Origin of the sequence: Collimonas sp. OK607 (assembly GCF_900111995.1) — a bacterium.
Classification (GTDB): Bacteria; Pseudomonadota; Gammaproteobacteria; order Burkholderiales; family Burkholderiaceae_D; genus Collimonas.
In genome coordinates this window covers 20099-39554 of the sequence record NZ_FOKF01000040.1, presented here as the reverse complement: position 1 = coordinate 39554, position 19456 = coordinate 20099, and the positions used below count along the sequence as shown (strand labels likewise).

At 57.4% G+C, this 19456-nt stretch carries 21 protein-coding genes; 11 read left to right on the top strand and 10 right to left on the bottom strand.

The genetic code is table 11. The features are described 5' to 3' along the window. Positions 1-137 precede the first annotated feature (137 nt). The 3 genes from BM029_RS21135 to modA all read right to left on the bottom strand — a co-directional run bounded on the left by BM029_RS21135 (position 138) and on the right by modA (position 2337). Positions 138-821 (bottom strand): ATP-binding cassette domain-containing protein, encoded by a 684-nt coding sequence (locus tag BM029_RS21135; protein ID WP_092439422.1) that lies wholly within the window; start codon positions 819-821, stop codon positions 138-140. 10 nt (positions 822-831) lie between these two features. Beyond that, on the bottom strand, positions 832-1509 hold the full coding sequence (gene modB / locus BM029_RS21130; RefSeq protein WP_092439420.1) for a molybdate ABC transporter permease subunit: 678 nt from the start codon (positions 1507-1509) through the stop codon (positions 832-834). 69 nt (positions 1510-1578) lie between these two features. Beyond that, complete coding sequence (gene modA / locus BM029_RS21125) at positions 1579-2337, bottom strand: molybdate ABC transporter substrate-binding protein (protein ID WP_371329151.1); 759 nt, start codon at positions 2335-2337, stop codon at positions 1579-1581. Positions 2338-2553: 216 nt separating this feature from the next. On the opposite strand from modA, the gene BM029_RS21120 reads away from it, so the two are divergent. The 5 genes from BM029_RS21120 to BM029_RS21100 all read left to right on the top strand — a co-directional run bounded on the left by BM029_RS21120 (position 2554) and on the right by BM029_RS21100 (position 6767). Next, a complete protein-coding gene (locus BM029_RS21120) occupies positions 2554-2901 on the top strand; it encodes a winged helix-turn-helix domain-containing protein (RefSeq protein ID WP_092439419.1) in 348 nt (115 codons plus the stop codon). Positions 2902-2945: 44 nt separating this feature from the next. Beyond that, the gene (locus BM029_RS21115) at positions 2946-4697 is read left to right on the top strand and encodes a ClcB-like voltage-gated chloride channel protein (RefSeq protein WP_092439417.1); all 1752 of its coding nucleotides are present in this window, start codon (positions 2946-2948) and stop codon (positions 4695-4697) included. A 206-nt stretch (positions 4698-4903) separates the two neighbouring features. Then, a complete protein-coding gene (locus BM029_RS21110) occupies positions 4904-5158 on the top strand; it encodes a GlsB/YeaQ/YmgE family stress response membrane protein (protein ID WP_092439415.1) in 255 nt (84 codons plus the stop codon). Continuing rightward, the gene (locus BM029_RS21105; RefSeq protein WP_092439413.1) at positions 5158-5688 is read left to right on the top strand and encodes a hypothetical protein; all 531 of its coding nucleotides are present in this window, start codon (positions 5158-5160) and stop codon (positions 5686-5688) included. The genes BM029_RS21110 and BM029_RS21105 overlap by 1 nt, the downstream gene beginning before the upstream one ends. A 170-nt stretch (positions 5689-5858) precedes the next feature. Continuing rightward, a complete protein-coding gene (locus BM029_RS21100) occupies positions 5859-6767 on the top strand; it encodes a 23S rRNA (adenine(2030)-N(6))-methyltransferase RlmJ (RefSeq protein ID WP_092439412.1) in 909 nt (302 codons plus the stop codon). Between the two features lie 31 nt (positions 6768-6798). Here BM029_RS21100 and msrB read toward each other — a convergent pair whose 3' ends face one another. After that, on the bottom strand, positions 6799-7287 hold the full coding sequence (msrB, locus tag BM029_RS21095; protein WP_092439410.1) for a peptide-methionine (R)-S-oxide reductase MsrB: 489 nt from the start codon (positions 7285-7287) through the stop codon (positions 6799-6801). 324 nt (positions 7288-7611) lie between these two features. On the opposite strand from msrB, the gene BM029_RS21090 reads away from it, so the two are divergent. Genes BM029_RS21090 through pnuC form a run of 3 tightly spaced genes read left to right on the top strand, consistent with a single transcriptional unit; the run spans position 7612 to position 11637 of the window. Continuing rightward, on the top strand, positions 7612-9789 hold the full coding sequence (locus BM029_RS21090; protein ID WP_244545158.1) for a TonB-dependent siderophore receptor: 2178 nt from the start codon (positions 7612-7614) through the stop codon (positions 9787-9789). Between the two features lie 19 nt (positions 9790-9808). Beyond that, positions 9809-11035: a phosphotransferase enzyme family protein gene (locus BM029_RS21085; RefSeq protein ID WP_092439408.1), complete on the top strand. Its 1227-nt coding sequence runs from the start codon at positions 9809-9811 to the stop codon at positions 11033-11035. Next, complete coding sequence (gene pnuC, locus BM029_RS21080) at positions 11035-11637, top strand: nicotinamide riboside transporter PnuC (RefSeq protein ID WP_170851167.1); 603 nt, start codon at positions 11035-11037, stop codon at positions 11635-11637. Before BM029_RS21085 ends, pnuC begins: the two co-directional genes overlap by 1 nt. Before the next feature lie 31 nt (positions 11638-11668). Here the strand turns inward: pnuC and BM029_RS21075 are convergent, their stop codons facing one another. Further along, positions 11669-12886, bottom strand: a complete 1218-nt coding sequence (locus BM029_RS21075) for an EAL and HDOD domain-containing protein (RefSeq protein WP_092439427.1) — start codon at positions 12884-12886, stop codon at positions 11669-11671. Positions 12887-13112: 226 nt separating this feature from the next. Further along, positions 13113-14039 carry a methylglyoxal synthase gene (locus BM029_RS21070; protein WP_092439404.1) on the bottom strand — a complete coding sequence of 309 codons (927 nt, stop codon included), beginning with the start codon at positions 14037-14039 and terminating at the stop codon, positions 13113-13115. A gap of 128 nt (positions 14040-14167) precedes the next feature. Between BM029_RS21070 and greB the strand changes: the two genes are divergently transcribed. Then, positions 14168-14722 (top strand): transcription elongation factor GreB, encoded by a 555-nt coding sequence (gene greB / locus BM029_RS21065; RefSeq protein ID WP_092439425.1) that lies wholly within the window; start codon positions 14168-14170, stop codon positions 14720-14722. Between the two features lie 284 nt (positions 14723-15006). Here greB and BM029_RS21060 read toward each other — a convergent pair whose 3' ends face one another. The 4 genes from BM029_RS21060 to BM029_RS21045 form a co-directional block, all read right to left on the bottom strand. Next, complete coding sequence (locus BM029_RS21060) at positions 15007-15699, bottom strand: glutathione binding-like protein (protein WP_092439402.1); 693 nt, start codon at positions 15697-15699, stop codon at positions 15007-15009. Positions 15700-15722: 23 nt separating this feature from the next. Beyond that, complete coding sequence (locus BM029_RS21055; protein WP_092439400.1) at positions 15723-16925, bottom strand: pyridoxal phosphate-dependent aminotransferase; 1203 nt, start codon at positions 16923-16925, stop codon at positions 15723-15725. Positions 16926-17009: 84 nt separating this feature from the next. Then, positions 17010-17510 (bottom strand): putative toxin-antitoxin system toxin component, PIN family, encoded by a 501-nt coding sequence (locus tag BM029_RS21050; protein WP_092439398.1) that lies wholly within the window; start codon positions 17508-17510, stop codon positions 17010-17012. A 30-nt stretch (positions 17511-17540) separates the two neighbouring features. Next, positions 17541-18437 (bottom strand): DJ-1/PfpI family protein, encoded by an 897-nt coding sequence (locus BM029_RS21045; RefSeq protein ID WP_092439396.1) that lies wholly within the window; start codon positions 18435-18437, stop codon positions 17541-17543. A 101-nt stretch (positions 18438-18538) separates the two neighbouring features. Between BM029_RS21045 and BM029_RS21040 the strand changes: the two genes are divergently transcribed. Both BM029_RS21040 and BM029_RS21035 read left to right on the top strand, forming a co-directional pair. Beyond that, a complete protein-coding gene (locus tag BM029_RS21040) occupies positions 18539-19048 on the top strand; it encodes a GNAT family N-acetyltransferase (protein WP_092439394.1) in 510 nt (169 codons plus the stop codon). A 90-nt stretch (positions 19049-19138) separates the two neighbouring features. Next, on the top strand, positions 19139-19390 hold the full coding sequence (locus BM029_RS21035; protein WP_092439392.1) for a transcriptional regulator: 252 nt from the start codon (positions 19139-19141) through the stop codon (positions 19388-19390). The last annotated feature ends 66 nt before the right edge of the window (positions 19391-19456 follow it).

The window sequence follows — 19456 nt, the reverse complement described above, 5'->3', positions numbered from 1 at the left end:
CATCGAGCATCGACACGCAGGTTAACAGCTGGCCCGAACGTTTACAAGCCCAAAATAAAAATGCCGTCCAGTCTTAACTGAACGGCATTACAGCTTCGGCTGCGTTTTTTTATATCCTGGCTTTGCTTTGCTTTACTTTATGTTCTGGCGGGCGGCGCGGGCGTAATCATGCCATCGCGGATCTCGAATATTTCGTCACCCAGCATGGCCAGGTCGGCAGGGTCGTGGGTGATCACCATCATTGGCACGTTCAACTGCTTTTGCAGTTCGGACAATTCACGCCGCATCCTGTCGCGCAAACTCAAATCGAGCGCGGAAAACGGTTCGTCCAGCAGCAGGATATCCGGTTCCAGCACCAATGCCCTGGCCAGCGCCACGCGCTGCCGCTGGCCGCCCGACAACTGATGCGGATAGCTGTTGGCGGCGGCGCTCAATTCGAATGAGGCCAGCCATTTCTTTACTGCCGGATGGTCGTGCGGATGGCGCAGATTAAAGCTGCCCGAGCGCAATCCGAAAGCCACGTTCTGAGCTACGGTGAGGTGCGGAAACAGCGCATAGTCCTGGAACAGATAGGCGACCTTACGCTGTTGCGGCGGCAGGCAAGTGCCGGCCGCGCTATCGAATAAGATGTTTTGCTTGAGGCGTATCAGGCCTTTGTCTGGTGTTAGCAAACCGGCAATGGCCTGCAGGGTCAGGCTCTTGCCGGCGCCCGAGGGGCCGTACAGCACCACACGATTGCTTTCGGTAAGCAAGGCGATGTCGAGATTGAAGCCACGGTCGTTGGCTTGCAAATGTTTGCTGATGCGGATTTCAATGGTCATGGGAAATCCATCATGATTGCCGGCGTTGCTGGCTTTTCGGTAACAGGCGGCCGGCGATCAGCAGCACCACAATGCAGGTGGCCGAGGTAATCAGCACCAGCAGGTTGGCAGTCTGGTCGTCGCCGGCTTGCACCGCTTCATAAATGGCGACCGATAAGGTCTGGGTGCGGCCCGGCAGATTGCCGGCGATCATCAGGGTGGCTCCGAATTCACCCAGTGCGCGGGCGAAGGCCAGCAGCACGCCTGCCACGATGCCCTTGGAGGCCAGCGGCAAGGTTACACGGAAGAAGACTCCGGCCTCCGACACGCCCAGCACGCGGGCAGCATTTTCCAATTGCACATCAACATTTTCAAAAGCGGCGCGGGCCGATTTGAGTACCAGTGGGAAGGCGACGATGGTAGCCGCGATCACCGCGCCTTGCCAGGTGAATACCAGCTCGATGCCCAATTTGTCCAGCCAGGCGCCGAACACGCCGCGGCGGCCCAGCAACACCAGCAGATAGTAGCCGAGCACGGTCGGCGGTAGCACCAGCGGCAGAGTGAGGATGGCGTCGACCAGGTCGCGCGCTGGCGAGCGCCAGCGCGACAAGCCGTAGGCGGCAGCGACCCCGAGCACCATGTTGATCAAGGTCGCCCAGCCTGCAACTTTCAACGACAGCGTCAGGGCAACCCACACTCCGCTGTTCATGGCTTCTGCGTTCTATTCACTGCCTACCCTTGATGCTGTGCTGAAAAACTTGACGATAACACTCTGTCATCAGGGTTTCAAGAAGCCATAGCGCGCCAGTGTGGCCTGGCCGGTCGGCGACAGAACGTACGCGACGAATTTGGCTGCCATGTCAGCTTGCTTGGTGTTGGCAGTGACGGCGATCGGATAACTGACCGCAGTTTGGGCGGGTACGCGCATTGCAACCTTGACCTTGTCCGGCATGATCGCTGCGTCGGTAGAGAAAACGAAACCGGCTTCGACTTCGCCGCGCGCCACGTAATCCAGGCTCTGCCGTACGTTTTGCGCTGGCACGCCTTTGGCGGCAACGACATCCCACAGGTTCGCGTGTTCCAGCGCAGCCTTGGTGTAACGGCCAACCGGCACCGACGCCGGATTACCGTAAGCGATGCGCTTGACCGCTGGCTGGGTCAGATCCTGCAATTGCTGGATGTGCAGCTGGCTGTCGGCCGGCACGATCAGCACGATCTGGTTATTCGCAAAATTCTTGCGGCTGCTGGCGACCACCGCTTTTTCAGCTTCGGCCTTGTTCATGGCTTCCTGGTCGGCGGAAGCAAATACGTCCGCCGGCGCGCCTTTGATGATTTGCTGCAGCAAGACGTCGGATGCTGCAAAGTTGAGTATCACCTTGGTATCCGGATTTTGGGCCTCAAACGACTGGCCCAGGTCCTTGAAAGCATTGGTCAGGCTGGCGGCGGCCGAAACTATCAGGTCGGCTGCATGCACTGCCGGCGCCAACAGCAACAGAGGAAGGGCGCTAGCAAGAACGAGGCGTTTAAAACGAAGCAAGATCACAATATCTCCAGGGCGGCAAATGACAAATGGCAGAAACGAAATATATGGCAGGATACAGCGTAGGTCAACTTTAATCATATCGGCACTGAATTGAAACTGAATTGAAACTGAGTAGGAACCATGCCGAAACACCATAAAATCCTGCTAACGCAACGTGCTTGTCAATAAAATACCTGAATCGCTGCCTACCTCCTTGCTACAATCCCGCATATGGCAAATTCCAAATCGATTCGACTCAGAGTGATGCAGGGCGATGCAATCGCCTTCGGTCCAGGCAAGGCGGCGCTGTTGCTAGCTATCCATCAAAGCGGTTCGATTTCTGCGGCAGCGCGCGCTATCGGCATGTCTTATCGCCGCGCGTGGTTGCTGGTAGAGGCAATGAACCAATGCTTCAAGTCGCCGCTGGTGGCGACCGCGACTGGCGGCGCCAAAGGCGGCGGTGCACAGGTCACGCCAATCGGGCATGAGATCATCGCCCGTTATCAAGCCATGCAAATCAAGGCGGAAGCGGCGGTGGCTGCCGATATGGCGTATTTCGACGCGCTGATGGCCAGGTAACGCGGCAGCATTCCAACCATATTCTCCTTGCCTTCACACACACCATGCTCCCACGTAGCACGCTTTTAAGATATCGGATTCGGCTGCAGCGGCAGTTTCATTTTTCGGAAAGCCACTCGATGCTCTTGTGGGCGGCGGTGGTCGGTTTCCTGGGTGCGGTGGCGACGGTGCTGTTCCGTGAATGCATCTACGGCTTGCAGTCGCTGCTGACCGGTCAGAGCGGCAGTTTTGTCGCCATGGCCAAAAGCTTGCCGTGGTCGATGCGGTTGTTGTTGCCGGCCGCCGGCGGCCTGATAGCCGGCGCCATCCTGGTGCTGGCAAAGCGCATGCCATCCAGCGCCACCTCGGACTACATGGAAGCGGTAGCGATTGGCGACGGGAATATCCCGGTGCGGCAGAGCCTGCTACGTAGTTTGTCTTCGCTGGCGACGGTTGTCTCCGGCGGTTCGATCGGGCGCGAAGGCCCGATGGTGCAGCTGGCAGCGCTGGCGGCATCGCTGGTAGGGCGTGTCACTCACTTCAACCCGGCCCGCTTGCGTTTGCTGGTGGCGTGCGGCGCGGCGGCCGGTATTACCTCGGCCTACAACGCGCCGATTGCTGGCGCTTTTTTCGTGACAGAAATCGTGCTGGGTGCGATTGTCATGGAGAGTTTCGGCCCGGTGGTGGTGGCCTCGGTGGTCGCCAACATCACCATGCGCGAATTGCCCGGCTACCATCCGGCCTACGAAATGCCGCCGTTTCCGCCTATCGCCGGCATCGAAATTTTGTGGTTCGTATTGCTCGGCATCATGGCCGGCGTCGCTGCACCGCAATTCCTGCGTTTGCTGGGATTCTCCAAAAAACTGTTTACCAGGACCGCATTGCCATTGCCGCTGCGGCTCGGCCTGGGTGGCTTGCTGGTGGGCCTGATTTCGATCTGGATGCCCGAGGTGTGGGGTAACGGCTATAGCGTGGTCAATTCGCTGCTGCATACGCCCTGGGTGTGGTGGAGCGTATTGCTGCTGCTGCTGCTGAAGGTGGTGGCCACCGCCATCACTACCGGCTCGGGCGCGGTCGGCGGTATCTTCACGCCGACATTGTTTGTCGGCGCCGCCATCGGTTATCTGTTCGGACAAGTGCTGCACGTCGTGCTGCCAGGCACCACCTCAGCGCCGTTTGCCTATGCGATGGTAGGTATGGGCGCGTTCCTGGCGGCGGCGACCAGCGCGCCGCTGATGGCGATCCTGATGATTTTCGAGATGACCTTGAGCTATCAGGTGGTGTTACCGCTGATGTTGTCATGCGTCGTGGCTTATTTCATTGCGCGCAGCATCAACGGCGCTTCCATGTACGACATCACGATCAAGCGTAATCGCGACGCCCAGGAGCGGGTGCGCCTGCGTGGCATTCACATGAGCGAACTGATCCGGCCGGCGGATACCGTGTTGCCGCTGACAGCATCGTTTGCCGAGATCAGCGGGCTGTTCCTGAAATATCCGGTGAAATACATTTACATCGTCGATCAGCGTAATCGCTATTGCGGCGTGGTGGCCTTGCAAGACATTACTTCCTGCCTGCTGGAAAAGACCGATACGCAAACGCGGGTGGCGGAAGATTTTGTGCGGCGCGAATTCCTGCATGTGGTGACGCCGGAGATGTCGCTGGGGGATGCGTTGCAGTCTTTCCTGGATCATCAGGGCGAGCGGCTGCCGGTGGTGCGTAGCCACGAGGATCCGGAATTGTTGGGGGCGGTCTACAAGACGTCCTTGCTGGATGCGTATTTCCGGCTGGACCGAGCGCAAGAGCTGCATGCATAGCATGATCTAAGAGCGCGGCTAAAACAGAAAACTCGCAGACTACATTGTTTATTTGGTATTTATATTAATATCTTTAGGGCAATATCCCACATAAATTTACTTCCCAGCCACTGCGCAGGAGCAAGCTTTGCTCTATATTGGACGCCGGGCCGTCGGTTTTTCAAGAACAAACGGCCCGCAGCCAACAACAACTCTGAGGAGCATCAATGGAAATCCTGTGGACAATCGTCGTAGGTTTCGTGGTCGGCGTGATTGCTAAATTTCTTCATCCAGGGAGGGAGAACATGGGTTTTATCGTGACTACCTTGCTGGGCATCGCCGGTTCGTTTTTGGCTGGTTATATCGGCCAGGCTCTCGGCTGGTATCACGCTGGCCAGGGCGCGGGCTTTATCGGCTCCATCATCGGCGCTTTCATCCTGTTGTTGATTTACGGCTTCGTTAAAGGCAAGGCAGCGAGCTGATGTTCGACCGGCTGCGTGGGCGTAAGCCAGCCAGGACGGAAGCGGGGATCCTGATTCCCGCTTCCGAACATGCGCTGCATACGGCGCGCCAGCGCTGCCGGCAGATGGTGGCCAAGCGCGCGCTGTTGTCTGCCGGCGCTTCGGCGCTGCCGATCATGGGCGTCGATATCGCAATCGATATTCATTTGCTGTCGCGCCTGATCGAAGACATCAATGCCGAATTCGGCATGACGCCGCAGCAGATCGAAAAACTCCAGCCTAAACTCAAGGTAGCTACCTATAGCACTATCGTCGGCCTTGGCAGCACGCTGGTAGGGCGGATGGTGACGCGTGAGCTGATGCTTAAAATCCTCACGCGCAGCGGCGTCAAGCTGGTATCGAAGAACGCTGCCCGGCTGGTGCCCATCGCCGGCCAGATGGTGTCGGCGGCGATCGGCTTTTCTGCATTCCGGGCGATCGGAAACCGGCATATCGAAGCTTGCGTCAAGGTGGCGGAAGAGATGTTGAAAATGCAAGCCGAAATCGAATAATCGAATAGCTTTTTCTTATCGATTGCTGGAATGTTAGAATGCGGGTCGTTTGCGCACGGGGCGCTTAGTTGTACGCAGTTCCCAAGCCACCTCGCCGCACTTCTACACAGTAGCCGACCGGTTCTTTGATGTAGAGTGTGGCAACACACTTCACCACGATAGAGTTTCCTATGTTGAGTTACCGCCATGCCTTCCATGCGGGCAATCATGCCGATGTGCTGAAGCACTTGGTCACCATCCAGTTATTGCGCTACCTGGGCCAGAAAGATACCTCCTACATGGTCATCGACACCCATGCCGGCGCCGGCGTATATGCGCTGGATGGCGGTTATGCGTCGAAAAACGCCGAGTTCGAGACCGGTATCAGCCGTCTTTGGGACCGCAAGGATTTGCCGCCGGCGGTGGCGGAGTATGTGGACGTAGTGCGCCAGTTGAATCCCGACGGCAAGCTGCGCTACTACCCGGGTTCGCCGTATTGCGCCGATGCGATCATGCGTGAGCAGGATCGCCTGCGCCTGTTTGAGCTGCATCCGAGCGATGGCAAGATCCTGACCGATAATTTCCGCCGCCTGGAAGCCGAGCGCAACCCGCGCGGCAATGGCCGCGGCAAACGCGTCATGATCCATCTGGGCGATGGCTTCCTCGGCCTGAAGGCATTGCTGCCGCCGCCATCGCGCCGCGGCCTGGTGCTGATCGATCCGCCGTATGAAGTCAAAGACGATTACCGCCACGTCAAGAACACTATCGAAGATGCGTTGATCCGTTTTTCCACCGGCACCTACGCCGTCTGGTATCCGCTGTTGAACCGCATGGAATCGCGCCAGATGCCGGACAAGCTGAAGCGTATGAAAGCCAACGGCTGGCTGAACGTCACGCTGACCGTGAAGACGCCATCGCCGGACGGCTTCGGCCTGCACAGCAGCGGCATGTTCGTGATCAATCCGCCATGGACGCTGGAACCGATGCTGAAAGAATTGATGCCTTACCTGGTCAAGGTACTGGGCACCGATTCCGGCGCCGGCTTTACGCTGGAATCGGGGCAGACCAAGGCTGTCGATACCGGCACTCGCCGCGTATAAGGCTGGGCGCCAAGACTTCAGACTTCAGACTTCAGATTTCAGGTTTGAACGTCAGCACGGCGCCGTTCATGCAATAACGCAGGCCGGTAGGTTTCGGCCCATCGTCAAATACATGGCCCAAATGGCCGCCGCAACGGCGGCAATGCACTTCGGTGCGCTTCATGCCGAACGTGGTGTCGGTTCTGGTGGCCACTGCATTTGGCAGCGGTTGCCAGAAGCTGGGCCAGCCGGTGCCGCTGTCGAATTTGTTCCTGGACGAAAAAGCCGCTAAATTGCAACCCGAACAAAAATAGGTGCCGGCGCGTTTCTCATGGTCGAGCGGACTGGAAAACGGTCGCTCCGTGCCTTCCTGCCGCAAAATTGCATACTGGACCGCTGTCAGGCGTTGTTTCCATTCGGCATCGGTATGGTTGATTTCGAACGTTTCAGTGGCAAACGCCCGCTGTCCCCGGCTGGCCAGCCAGCCACCCGCCAATAATGCGGCGCCAGCTCTCAAGATCATATTGCGTCGGCTAACCATGAGCGCACCTCCTTTGGTTTTCAAATTGCGTCACATCGGTATACGAAAAAATAGGGGTTGTGGATGCAAAGGTCGATATTGCGCACGCTCTAATTCCAATCTAATCAAAAAGACGGATAATGCGAGTCCTGTTTTAACCGCCTTCGGATTTTTAGACTTTATATATGCACATTAATTAATTGATATGTGTTTTTGTGTATGTATGACAACAAAATAATGATAAATATAAAAGAATTTCACTCTGTCGCTAACCGCACACGCACGTTGCCATTGCCAGCCAGAAAAAAACTGTTGATTACACTGATTGCCGCAGCCACCGCCCACATGGCGCATGCGCAAAGCATTTCCGATCAAAAAGAGACTGCGGCAAGTGTTCCCGCACAGACGGGGCAATCGCAGACCAAAGCGGACAGCGTTCCGACGTTGCCGACTATTACCGTAACCGGTGCCGGAAATGGCGCCGACAGTTATCGCAAAAGATCTGCCTCGATCGGGACATTCGGCGATGCGCCCTTGCTGGATACGCCCGCGTCGATTTCGGTTATCACCCGTAGTCAGCTGGATGACCAGCAGTCACGCCTGTTGAGCGAAGTGGTGCGCAACGATGCCGCCGTCGGCGACAATTACGCGCCGGTCGGCTACTACGAAAACTTTACCATTCGCGGCTTTGCGCTGGATCTGGCATCGAGTTACCAGATCAACGGCATGAGCATTGCCGGCGAACAGAATGTGGCGCTTGAAAACAAAGAGAGCGTCGAAATCCTGAAGGGCCTGGCCGGCCTGCAAAGCGGGATGGCTGCTCCCGGCGGCCTGATCAACTATGTGACCAAGCGTCCGGCCGATGTGCGCTCCGTCACGCTTGAGACAGACTCGCGCGGTTCGCGTTACCTGGCGGCCGATATTGGCACCTTGTTTGGCGAGCAAAAACAGTTCGGCATCCGCATCAACGCCGCCCACGAAAGCCTGCATTCGTATGTGAACGACGCCGACGGCGAGCGCAACTTTGCCTCGCTGGCCGCCGACTGGGTGATCACGCCGCAGGCGCGGCTGCAATTCGACGCCGAGTACCAGCACCGCGAGCAACGCTCCGCACCGGGCTACCAACTGCTGGGCGGCACGGTCATCCCAGGCAACGTCTCGCCGGAAAAATTGCTGGGCGCGCAACCGTGGGCCAAGCCGGTAACGATCAACTCGGTCAACCTGAACCTGCGCCTGGATCTTGACCTGACGCCGGACTGGCATGCCTATCTGGCGGCCAGCCGCAGCCGGGTGGTGATCGACGATAACTCGGCATTTCCGTATGGCTGCGGTTATGGTGCCACCTGCGGCGATGGCGGAACGCCCGCGCGCTATTTCAGTGCCGGCGGCGATTTCGATATCTACGATTATCGCTTCCCCGACGACACACGGCGCAACGACCAGTTGCAGGCCGTGCTGCAAGGGCATCTGGATACCGGCAAGCTGCGTCACGATCTGACCTTTGGCGCGAGCATGTTCCGCCGCACCGTGGCGCAAAGCGATGGCGTCAATGAGTATGTCGGCAGCGACAATATCTATAATCCGAACCCGATAGTCTATGAACCGTCGCCGCTGACGCCAGACGCTTCCTATCTACGCCTGGATAGCCGGCAGAAGGCCTTGTTTGCGGTCGATCGCCTCAGTTTCAATCCGCAATGGCAACTGATCGCCGGCGCCCGCCAGGTATGGGTGAATGAACGGGCGCTGGATGTTACCGGCGCGGCGACGCGCACCACCGATAAAACATTGTTGTTGCCGCAGATCGCCCTGGTCTACAAACCGCAAGCCGACCTGTCCCTGTACGCCAGCTACAGCAAGGGTTTGACGATGGGCGGCCAGGCGCCGTGGTGGACCGAGAATGCCTTTGCTTTCTTGCCGCCGACCGTATCGCGCCAGATCGAAGCCGGCGTCAAATACGACTGGCGCGACCAGCTCAGCCTGAGCGCAGCGATATTCCAGATGACCAAGCCTTACGAATATCCGATGCCGGACGAGAATGGTTTTACCTATGTCCAGCAAGGTACCGAAACCCATCGCGGGATAGAGCTGAGTGCAGCCGGCCAGGTGACCAGGCAGCTGCGGCTGACTGCCAGCATGGCCATGATCCAGGCACGCGCCGAGGACACTGGGACACCGGCTTACGACGGCCATCAAGCCATCAATGTACCGCGGCTGCGCGCCGCCTTGTATGCAGCCTACACAGTGCCGCAGGTTACCGGCCTGAGTGTGCTGGGCGGCTGGCAATACAGCGGCAGCAAAGCGGCCACGCGGGAAGGCAACGTCGACGTGCCGGCTTATTCTTTGTTCAATGCCGGCCTGCGTTACAAGACCAGCTTGTCGGGTCATGCAACGGTGGTGCGCCTGAGCGTGGATAATCTGTTCGACAAGCGATATTGGAAAGATGTCGGCGAATATATCGGTGACGGCTATCTGCATCTGGGCGCACCGAGAACGGCCCGCTTGTCGGTACAGTACGACTTTTGATCCGGATCAGGAACGCCGCATGAGCGACCCAAGACAAGATGACGCGACCGGCCAAGCCATGCCTGCGGTGATGAGTCACGGCATGGGCCTGGATGCGGTGGCGTCGAGCTGGCCGGCATTGACCCTGGATGAAGTGGCGCGGCTATTGCGCCATTATCCGCAGGTTGGTGCAGTCACGCGCCTGAACTGGCATAGCCCGCGGCCGTTTTCCAGTGCTTGTGTAGCGGATACGGAATCGGGCCCGATATTTGTAAAGCGTTTGTTGCGGGTGATCCGGACTGCTGACGAATTGATGGATGAGCACCGTTTCATGGCGCATCTGCGGCAGCACGGAATGGCGGTAAGCGAGGTATTGCAAGCCAGCGACGGCAGCACGGCCCATGCCGACGGCGACTGGACGTACGAGGTGCAGCGCGCGGGGCAGGGCGTTGACCGCTATCGCGATGCGACCTCATGGACTCCGTTCGTCAACACTGAGGATGCGGCCGCAGCAGGCAGCGCGTTGGCACGGCTGCATCTCGCTGCGCGAGGTTACGATGCACCTGCGCGCAACATCAAATTGCTGGCGTCAGGCTTTACCCTGTTCAATACTGAAGACCCGCAAGAAGTGCTGAGCCGGATCGGGGATTACATACGGGAGCGGCCAGCATTGACGGACTACCTGGCACAGCGTGACTGGCAACAGGAAGTGACGCGCGTGCTGTTGCCGTTCCATGCGCGCTTAAGTCCCATGTTGCGTGGCTTGGCACCCTTATGGACGCATAACGACTGGCATGCTTCCAATTTGCTGTGGCAAGCGCACGGACCGGCTGCGGTAACAACGTTGCTTGATTTCGGGCTGGCCGATCGTACCTGCGCCATCTACGATCTTGCCATCGCCATCGAGCGCAATCTGATCGCATGGCTGGCCTTGCCAACAATGGCAGTCAATCAGCGCCGACTGATACATATCGATCAGCTGGACGCCATGCTCGATGCTTACGAGGCGGTACGCCCATTGTCAGTACCGGAAGCGGCTGCTTTGCCAGCATTGCTACCTTTGGCGCATACTGAATTTGCGCTGTCGGAGCTGGCTTATTTCCATGGTGTGCAGAAATCCGCTGAGAACTCGGCGCTGGCCTACGATAATTATTTCCTCGGTCATGCCGAGTGGTTTAATAGCGATGCGGGTCGATATTTGCTGGATCATCTGCAGCGGCGTAGCGACCGCAACAGCAACCATAAAAACAATCCACAGGAGTCCTGATGTCAGGTTTGGAAATCGTTGCAGTCATCATCAGCGCCTTGGCAGTCTGGCTGACTGCGCGCCGCCATTTGTGGTGCTGGCCGATCGGCCTGGTCTCGGTGCTGTTATATGCACGCATATTCCTGGACGCGAAGCTGTATTCGGATTTGCTGCTGCAACTGATCTTTGCGGTCATGCAGTTGTATGGCTGGTGGCAGTGGAGCAGGGCCGTGCCGGGTCAGGATAATAGCCAACCGGACAACCATCACATTCAACCGCAACGCTTGCCGAAATCCGGTTTGCTGGCTGGTCTGCTGGCCGGAGCGTTAGGTAGCGTAGTGCTGGGGTATGTCATGGCCAGTTTTACCGATGCGCACATCCCTTGGCTGGATTCGGCGCTGACCAGCTTCAGCCTGGTTGCCCAGTTCTGGATGGCGCGTAAATATATCGCCAACTGGTGGCTATGGATCGCGGTCGACATCATCTATGTCGGCGTATATATCTATAAGGACCTGAACCTGACCGCGGGTTTGTATGCCGCGTTCATCGTGCTCGCCGTTATCGGCTTGCGCAACTGGCAGCGGCAACTGGCTGGTAATCAGCCGGCCGCCGCCGCAGCGTAATCGCAATTGCCAGGATGGTGAATGCCGCCGTCTAAGCGGCCTTCACGCCCAGGTTCTGGGCCCACGCCAGCGCCGACAGATGCGCCAGGTTGACTTCCGTCGGACTGATATTCAGTGAGCTGGCCAATGGCGCGACCAGCGGCGAGTTCAGCTCGCAAACCTCGGCCAATGCCACATAAGGGCCATACGGTCCCGAACGTGTCAGCAGCGCTGCGGCTACCTGGTCGGATAGTTTGATGTTGGCGAGAACATCTTCCATGCTGACGCCCAGCAGGCGGTCCAATAGCGAAAAGATACCGGCCACAAACAGGTTTTCCGATTCTCCTTTAGGCAGGTATTTTTGCCCGAGCAACTCGGAGAAGCGTCCGCGAACGATCGCCGTTTCCATCAATACCGGCGAATAACCGCTGCTGCTGGCAGTCGCCAGCAGCAAAGACAACCATTGAAACAACGCTTCGTAGCCCAGCAAGGCGACGGCGGCGCGTAGCGACTGCACCTCCGTTTTCAAGCCGAACGCAGCGGAATTGATGAAGCGCAGCAGTTCGTAAGACAAGCCCGGATCGCGTTTGAAGATTTCTTCAATTTTTTGCAGATTCGCATTCTTGGCAACCAGGTTCATGATTTGCACAATGGTTTTCTGAGCGGGATTCAAGCCCGTGGCGCGTTTGCCAGGGCGCGGCGTCAGGTGCAACTTGCCGATGAAAGCGTCCAGTCCCAGCATGGCGCAAGCGTCATAGTCCTGCCAGTTGCTAACCGGCCGGCCGACCATGCGTAACGACGATTTTTTCAGCGCAGCGTAGCGGCGCGCCTGCGCCGCGAAATCGCCGGCGGAAAATCGTACTTCAAGATGTGAGATGTCGGTGGGGAATGAGGCGCCGGCCAGCTCTGCGTCACGCAGCGATATGCCATAGCCTTCGGCGCGCAAGGCGTTTACCGTAGCCAAGGTGTCGGGATCGGCCAGGTCGCTGTGCTTGAGAGTCAGCACGATGTTTGCAGCCGGCATTCTTTTGATTGCCTCGCTTTTAAGCAGGGTCGGGGACACCTCGAGGAACAGCAATTTATTGCCCAGCAACCAGCCGGTTTTTTCGTCGTTCAACTGATCGGCGACGAAACCCAGCAAAGCAAGCAAATCATATTCATTCGTCTGCTCGTCGGCGTCGTCGGCTTCCTGCCAGGTGAGGTCGTAACCGACAACGACTTGTTTCGGATCAAGTAAAGGTTCTCGAACTATGAAATTTTCGTGACGCATCTTGGATTTTTTATAGTGGATGGTGGTGGTTGAAGCTGCAAAATCGATTTTCCTGATCAGGCATAAATGCTGCCTAAACACTGTTAACGGCAGCTTTTTAAAAAAATTGAGCCGATAACCTGAACTACAGGAAAATGTGCCACGACCACTATAAAAAATGGAGTTCCAGAATGCTGTTGACAGCGACGGCAGTTCGCACTGCCGTGCGGCGATAGCGTAGGCTAGCTTAGCGTTTTGCCAATGCGGCGCGCTGGTGCAGCAAGGTCAGCCAGCGTTCGCCGCATTCGGCATCGCTGATGCACAGTGCGTAGTCGGTGACGGTGCGGGCAGCGCGTTCCAGCAACTGGATATCCGCTTCGTGCTGGCGCGCGACATGCGGATCTTCCAGAAACAGTACGCGCCGGCATTGCTGGCGATCCAGGATCAATTCCGCGATCTGGGCATCGCCGCCCAGCGGGCCGCTGAGGAAAGGCTTTACCCAGTTGCGCCCGGCTTCCTCGCCTTTGATTTTTTGCGCCAGCTTGTTGAGCAGGCTGCCGGTGGTGCCGGTGGCGCAGCGAAATGCAAACTGGTCGAGCAGCTGGAAATGACGTTCCGCGATGTCCAGCATCCGCTCCTTCATGGCGTCGTGGGCAATCAGCGCGATGCCTTCCTGCGCCAGGTCGAAAGTCGGGTCGAGCGCTGGATTCGGTGCAGCCCCGGCCGCCATGCCTTCCAGCTCCAGCCATTCGCGGGCGCCGGCCAGCGTCGATAAAAACGGCTTTCCGTGAATCACGCATTGCCGTTTCAAGGCGACTGCTTCTGGAAAGGTCGACGACGGATCGACCGGATCCATCAGGTAGATCACCGCATCCAGGGTGCGCGCCGGATCGGCGTCGACCACCCGCGATACCAGTTTCATCAGGCCGCCGTGACGGCCGTAAGGGAAGCGTTCGATGTGCGGATAGTCAGTGAGCAAACCAAGCTGATGCATGGCGTCCAGCGTGCGCCCGACGACGATCAGTTGCGGCTTCAGTTGCTGCTCGATGAGATGACGGCTGCCCGTGAGCAGCTGCGCCAGAGCCGAATCGGGGCCATGCTGGTGGCTACGGCTGGTGGCGAGGCCGATCCGGAACGGAGCGGTAGGGGCATTGCGGGAAGAATTGGCAGGCATATGACGGAATCTAAAGTCAACACGGGCAACATTGCACCAGCCTGACTTTACCATACCGCCATGCAAGAAAAGCCATGTTCCAGAGTCAAATCGGTAGTCGCGGCGCAATTGGAACTACAATGTCAGCTATGAACAAGGCATTTGTAAAAGAATCTGAAGGCGATGACGACGATCTGGAATTCGGATTGCCGCCGATCCCGCCCGGCACCAAGAATTACATGACGCCGGAAGGCTATCAACGCATGAAAGACGAGTTGTTGCGTCTGATTGATGTGGATCGGCCGGAGGTGGTGCGGATCGTTTCCTGGGCTGCTTCGAACGGCGACCGTTCCGAAAACGGCGATTATATTTATGGTAAGCGGAGGCTGCGTGAAATCGACCGCCGCATCCGCTTTTTAACCAAGCGACTGGATCTGGCCGAAGTGGTTGATCCGAGCGTGCATCATGGTCGCGACCAGGTGTTTTTTGGCGCCACGGTGACTTATCAGAATCACGCCGGGGAAGAGCATACGGTGACTATAGTCGGCATCGATGAACTCGATCCCTTGCATGGCAAGATCAGCTGGATTTCTCCGGTGGCGCGGGCCTTGACCAAGGCCCATGAAGGCGAGAGCGTGACCTTGATGACGCCGGCGGGGCTTGATGAGTTGGAAATATTAACGGTTAGCTATCCTGAATCGTAGTCGGTTGCGAATCGACGACATAGTGATCTGGGGTCAGAGTGAACTTTCGCAGGTTTTATCGCGAAACTTCACTCTGACCCCACATCACGGCTTCGGAGAACGGTAGTTCACTTATTGCGGGTTTGTTTCTTTTCGTTTTACAACCTCTGCTCCGTGGTTCACTAAGCGGGGTCAGAGTGAAGTTTCGGCGATAAAACATACCGAAAGTTCACTCTGACCCCGGTTAGTTCTGACTGCTCGTTGCATAGATCGTAAAAAAACTCAAACGGCGGACGTTTCTATTTTTATCGTTTCTGATACTGCTGAGCGCCAAACAGGATATCCCGCGCCTTGTCGTCGGTCAGCGGCTTGCGGGCCGAGGCTAGCACTTCGACGCCGCGCTTGACTGCGGGGCGTTCGCTGATCGTATCGAACCAGGCTTTCAGGTGCGGAAAGTCGCTCAATTCCACGCCTTGGTTTTTCCAGGAGCGAAGCCACGGGAAAGTGGCGATGTCGGCAATCGTATATTCGTTGCCTGCGAGGTAAGGGTGTTGTGACAATTGCTTGTCGATCACGCCGTAGATGCGCCTGGCTTCGTTGGTGTAGCGATTGATGGCGTACTCTATCTTTTCCGGCGCGTAGATGCGGAAATGGTGAGTCTGGCCCAGCATCGGCCCGACCCCGCCCATCTGGAACATCAGCCATTGCAGGGTATTGAATTTCTCGCGATCGGTATGGCCCAGGAATTTGCCGCTCTTGCCGGCCAGGTAAACCAGGATCGCGCCCGATTCAAACAGGGAGATCGGCTTGCCGTCCGGGCCGTCGGCATCGACGATCGCCGGGATCTTGTTGTTGGGCGAAATCGACAGGAAGTCAGGTTTGAACTGGTCGCCGGCGCCGATATCGACTGCGTGTGCGCGATAAGGGAGGCCCAGTTCTTCCAGCAGGATGTGTACCTTGTGACCGTTCGGTGTGGCCCAGCTATAGACATCGATCATGACTATTTCCTTTTTTTATGTGTTCAGATTTTCGCCAGGCGCTGCAGCGCTTGCTGCAAGGTCTGGTCTTGTTTGGCGAAGCAGAAACGGACGATGCCCGATTCGCGCGGAGATTGATAGAACGCCGATACCGGAATTGCGGCAACGCCGATTTCAGAAGTCAGCCAGATCGCGAAATCAGCCTCGCTCAACGATGAGATGGCGGAATAATCGACGCACAGGAAATAGGTGCCGTCGGCCGGTAACAGTTTAAAGCGCGTTTGCTTCAAGCCGTCGCGAAACAGGTCGCGCTTGTGCTGATAAAACGCTGGCAGTTCCAGGTAGGGCGCGGGATTTTGCATGTACTGCGTAATCCCGTGCTGCACTGGTGTGTTGACGGTGAAGACATTGTATTGATGGACTTTACGGAATTCTGCGGAAAGCGCAGGCGGTGCAGCCACATAGCCGATTTTCCAGCCGGTGACGTGGTAAGTCTTGCCAAAGCTGGAGACGACAAAGGCGCGCGCCGCGAGCTCGGGATGGCGGCAAATCGATTCATGGCGCACACCGTCGAACACCATGTGTTCATAGACTTCATCTGACAAGATCAGGATGCCGGTTCCGCGCACGATATCTTTCAGTGCTGCGATATCGGCCAGGGTCAGGACGCTACCGGTCGGATTGTGCGGCGAGTTGATCATGATCATCCGGGTGCGCGGGGTGACTGCGGCTGCAATCCGGTCCCACGGGATGGCGTAGCCATCGGCGCTCAATGTCATTTGCACCAGCACCGGCTTGCCGCCGGCCAGTTCGATGGCTGGCACATAGCTGTCGTAGGCCGGTTCAATCACGATCACTTCGTCGCCCGCATGCACCGTGCACATGATGGCAGTCAGCAAGCCCTGGGTGGCGCCGGCGGTGACGGTGATATCGGTGGCCGGATCGTAGCTGTAGCCATACAGCTTTTCGATTTTGGCGGCGATGGCCTGGCGCAAAGCCGGCACGCCTGCCATTGGCGGGTACTGGTTGAAGCCGTTCTTCATGGCGTCGCTAACCGCATCGACCAAGACCGGATCGCAATCGAAATCGGGGAATCCTTGCCCCAGGTTTACCGCCGATTTTTCGCTGGCGAGCGTCGACATCACCGTAAAAATAGTAGTGCCGACCTTCGGGAGTTTTGATTGAAGCTGCTCGGCAGCGCGGTCTGCGGCAACGTCGCCGCCGGGAATTTTTAAATCACGGTTCATCTGCTATTAATCTCGGTGTCTGTCTGAATCTGGCATTTTAGCGTTTTGTCCGAGACTGCACAGCCCGTTGCGAATTCCTGTGAGCTAGGTGCAGCCCACGGCCGGCATGCCCCATGCCTGCGGCGGAATGATAGCGAAAAGGCCAATCTTTGCCGTCTTACGCGCCAGTTTCAGCAACGCTTTGTCTTTGGTGATCAAGGTTGTGGCGTGAGCACCCAGCGCCAGTTCGAGGAATTTCTGGTCGTCCCGATCCGTGCAGACGGGCAGGCGGATGTCGGTACGTGGGGTCAGCGCTTCGGCTTCCAGGCAGGTGATCAAGGCATCGAATTCGGCATTGAAGGCAGGCCGGGTGTCGTCGGTGATGGGGAGGTGCGAATAATGCAACACCATTTGCCATTCCTGGCGGCAGTCGGCGCGGGTAACCGCTTCGACTGCGCCGCTTTGCAATGCCGCCATCAAGCCAGCCCAGCGTGGATCGCGGAAAACAAACAGATCGAGGCAGACATTGGTATCGATGACGATACGTGGTTTGTCAATGCGGCTGTCTGGGGCTGCGGGTAGTTCAGCGGGTATGTCAGAATTCATGCGGATTTCCATCAATCGGTAGCGCGCATTTTACCTCGGCTGCCAGTTCGGCAAGCCATCTTCCAGCAGGAACGAAAAAGTGGCAGCGAAGTGATGCACATCGCCGGGCCAGCGGGCCGAGACGTAATTACCGTTTTGCACAACGAAAGCGGGGCGGACGTCGTGGTCGGTATCGCGGAACAAGCCGCTGCTTTTGCGAAAATAGTCCGGCACAGCGGGTTCGGCGTCGATGAAATCGCCAGGTTGCGCCAGGGCGCGCGTCACTTCTGCCTGGACACTGCGATAGCCGGCCGCTTCGCCGTCTTGCTCGCCATAGGTGCGGTAGTACGCGGGATTCCAAAAGCGGCCGCAGAATTTCATCAAGGTCCAGGCGCTGCGCTCCAGCTTCCAGGTCAGTGCCGTCGTTATGCGGCCATGCAAAACAGATTTTCCGCTGCGCGGCGACAGGCTGCGGGCAGCGAGGACGACGCCGTGGCAGATAGCGGCCACCGGTTTGCCACTGTCGAAGAAAGCCCCGACGAATTGCTGGAGGGGCTGGCTTTCCAGATAAGCCAGCATGCCGCGCGCGCGATGACCGCCGGGCAGCAGCAAGCCGTCATAGTGGGCGACTTCGAGCTCGGCGTAAGCCAGCGGCGCCCGGAACGCACGGTCGCCTTCAAGCGCCGCATAGTCGGCGCGCGCCGAGGCATTGGCGCGTAGCATCAGCCCCAGCAATTTGATTTTCCTGAGCACCGGTATCCAGCCCCAGGCATCCAGGCCTTCGCCGGACAGCATCAGCGGATCGGCCGCGGCCGCTTTGCCGTCGGGTGTGGCGAACAGCACCTTGTGCCCACGTGAAGTCAGGATGCGCCAGGAAACCGCCACTTCGCTCGGATCGAAATCCAGGTTTGGAATCGGAATCAGGACAATTTTTGGCGTCGCATTCATTTCGGAGTCAGCTCGAATTCGGGTTGGGTAGACAATTATCGTCCTTATGCTTATGCTCCCATGCTACAGGTAATTTCCCACTCTCAAGGAAAAAAAAGGCCATGAAAGTTCTTGAAACAGAGCGTCTGATTTTACGTACCTTGAATGAAGACGATGCCGATTTCTATCTGAAGTTGGTGACTCAGCCTGCGTGGCTGCGGTTCATCGGCGACCGCGGCATAAGAACGGTGGAGGCGGCACGCGCGGCGATCTTGAGCGGGCCGATGGCGGCGCAAGAGCTTTATGGATTCAGTTTCTACATGACGGAATTGAAAGATGAAGCGCGACCGATAGGCATCTGCGGGCTGATCAAAAGAGAGGCTTTGCCGGACGTCGATATCGGTTACGCCTTTCTGCCGGAGTTCTGGGGTAAAGGTTACGCCTACGAGGCCGCAGCGGCCGTGCTGGAGTATGGCAATCGTACTTGCGGCCTGCAGCGGATAGTCGCCATTACCGCCCCGGACAATCATCAATCGATCAGAGTGCTGGAAAAAATCGGCCTGAAGTTTGAAAAAATGCTGCAACTGAAGGACGACGGTTCGGAGACGAAATTGTTTGGCAGTCAATTTTAATCGCGCTGGTCCGGGTGAGAAGCGTCGCGGGCGTTAGCGTGCTATGGTAAGAACTCGCGATGTCATTTGTTGTCACTTCGGGAGGTGCACATGAAGCTAATCGAGCCGGACGAAAAGAATACTTTCCATGCGATCCTGTCGGCACAGAATCTGGCTGCCGACGATTTTGAATTGCATGAGGTGGACACCACAGATCCCAAAACCGACGAGATATTCGCGCTCACCGGCTTTGTCACGGTAAGCAGGAAATCCACCGGTCGCAAAAAACAGTATCCGACCGGAGACGGTTCGATCTGGGTTGCCGAATTCGAACGCGATCTGGCGCAAGGTGTTTTTGACTGAATGACGATAGTGGCTGCCGGTAACAGCGCTCGCCAGCGCCGAAATGTTTGTTTCGGTATCATTGCG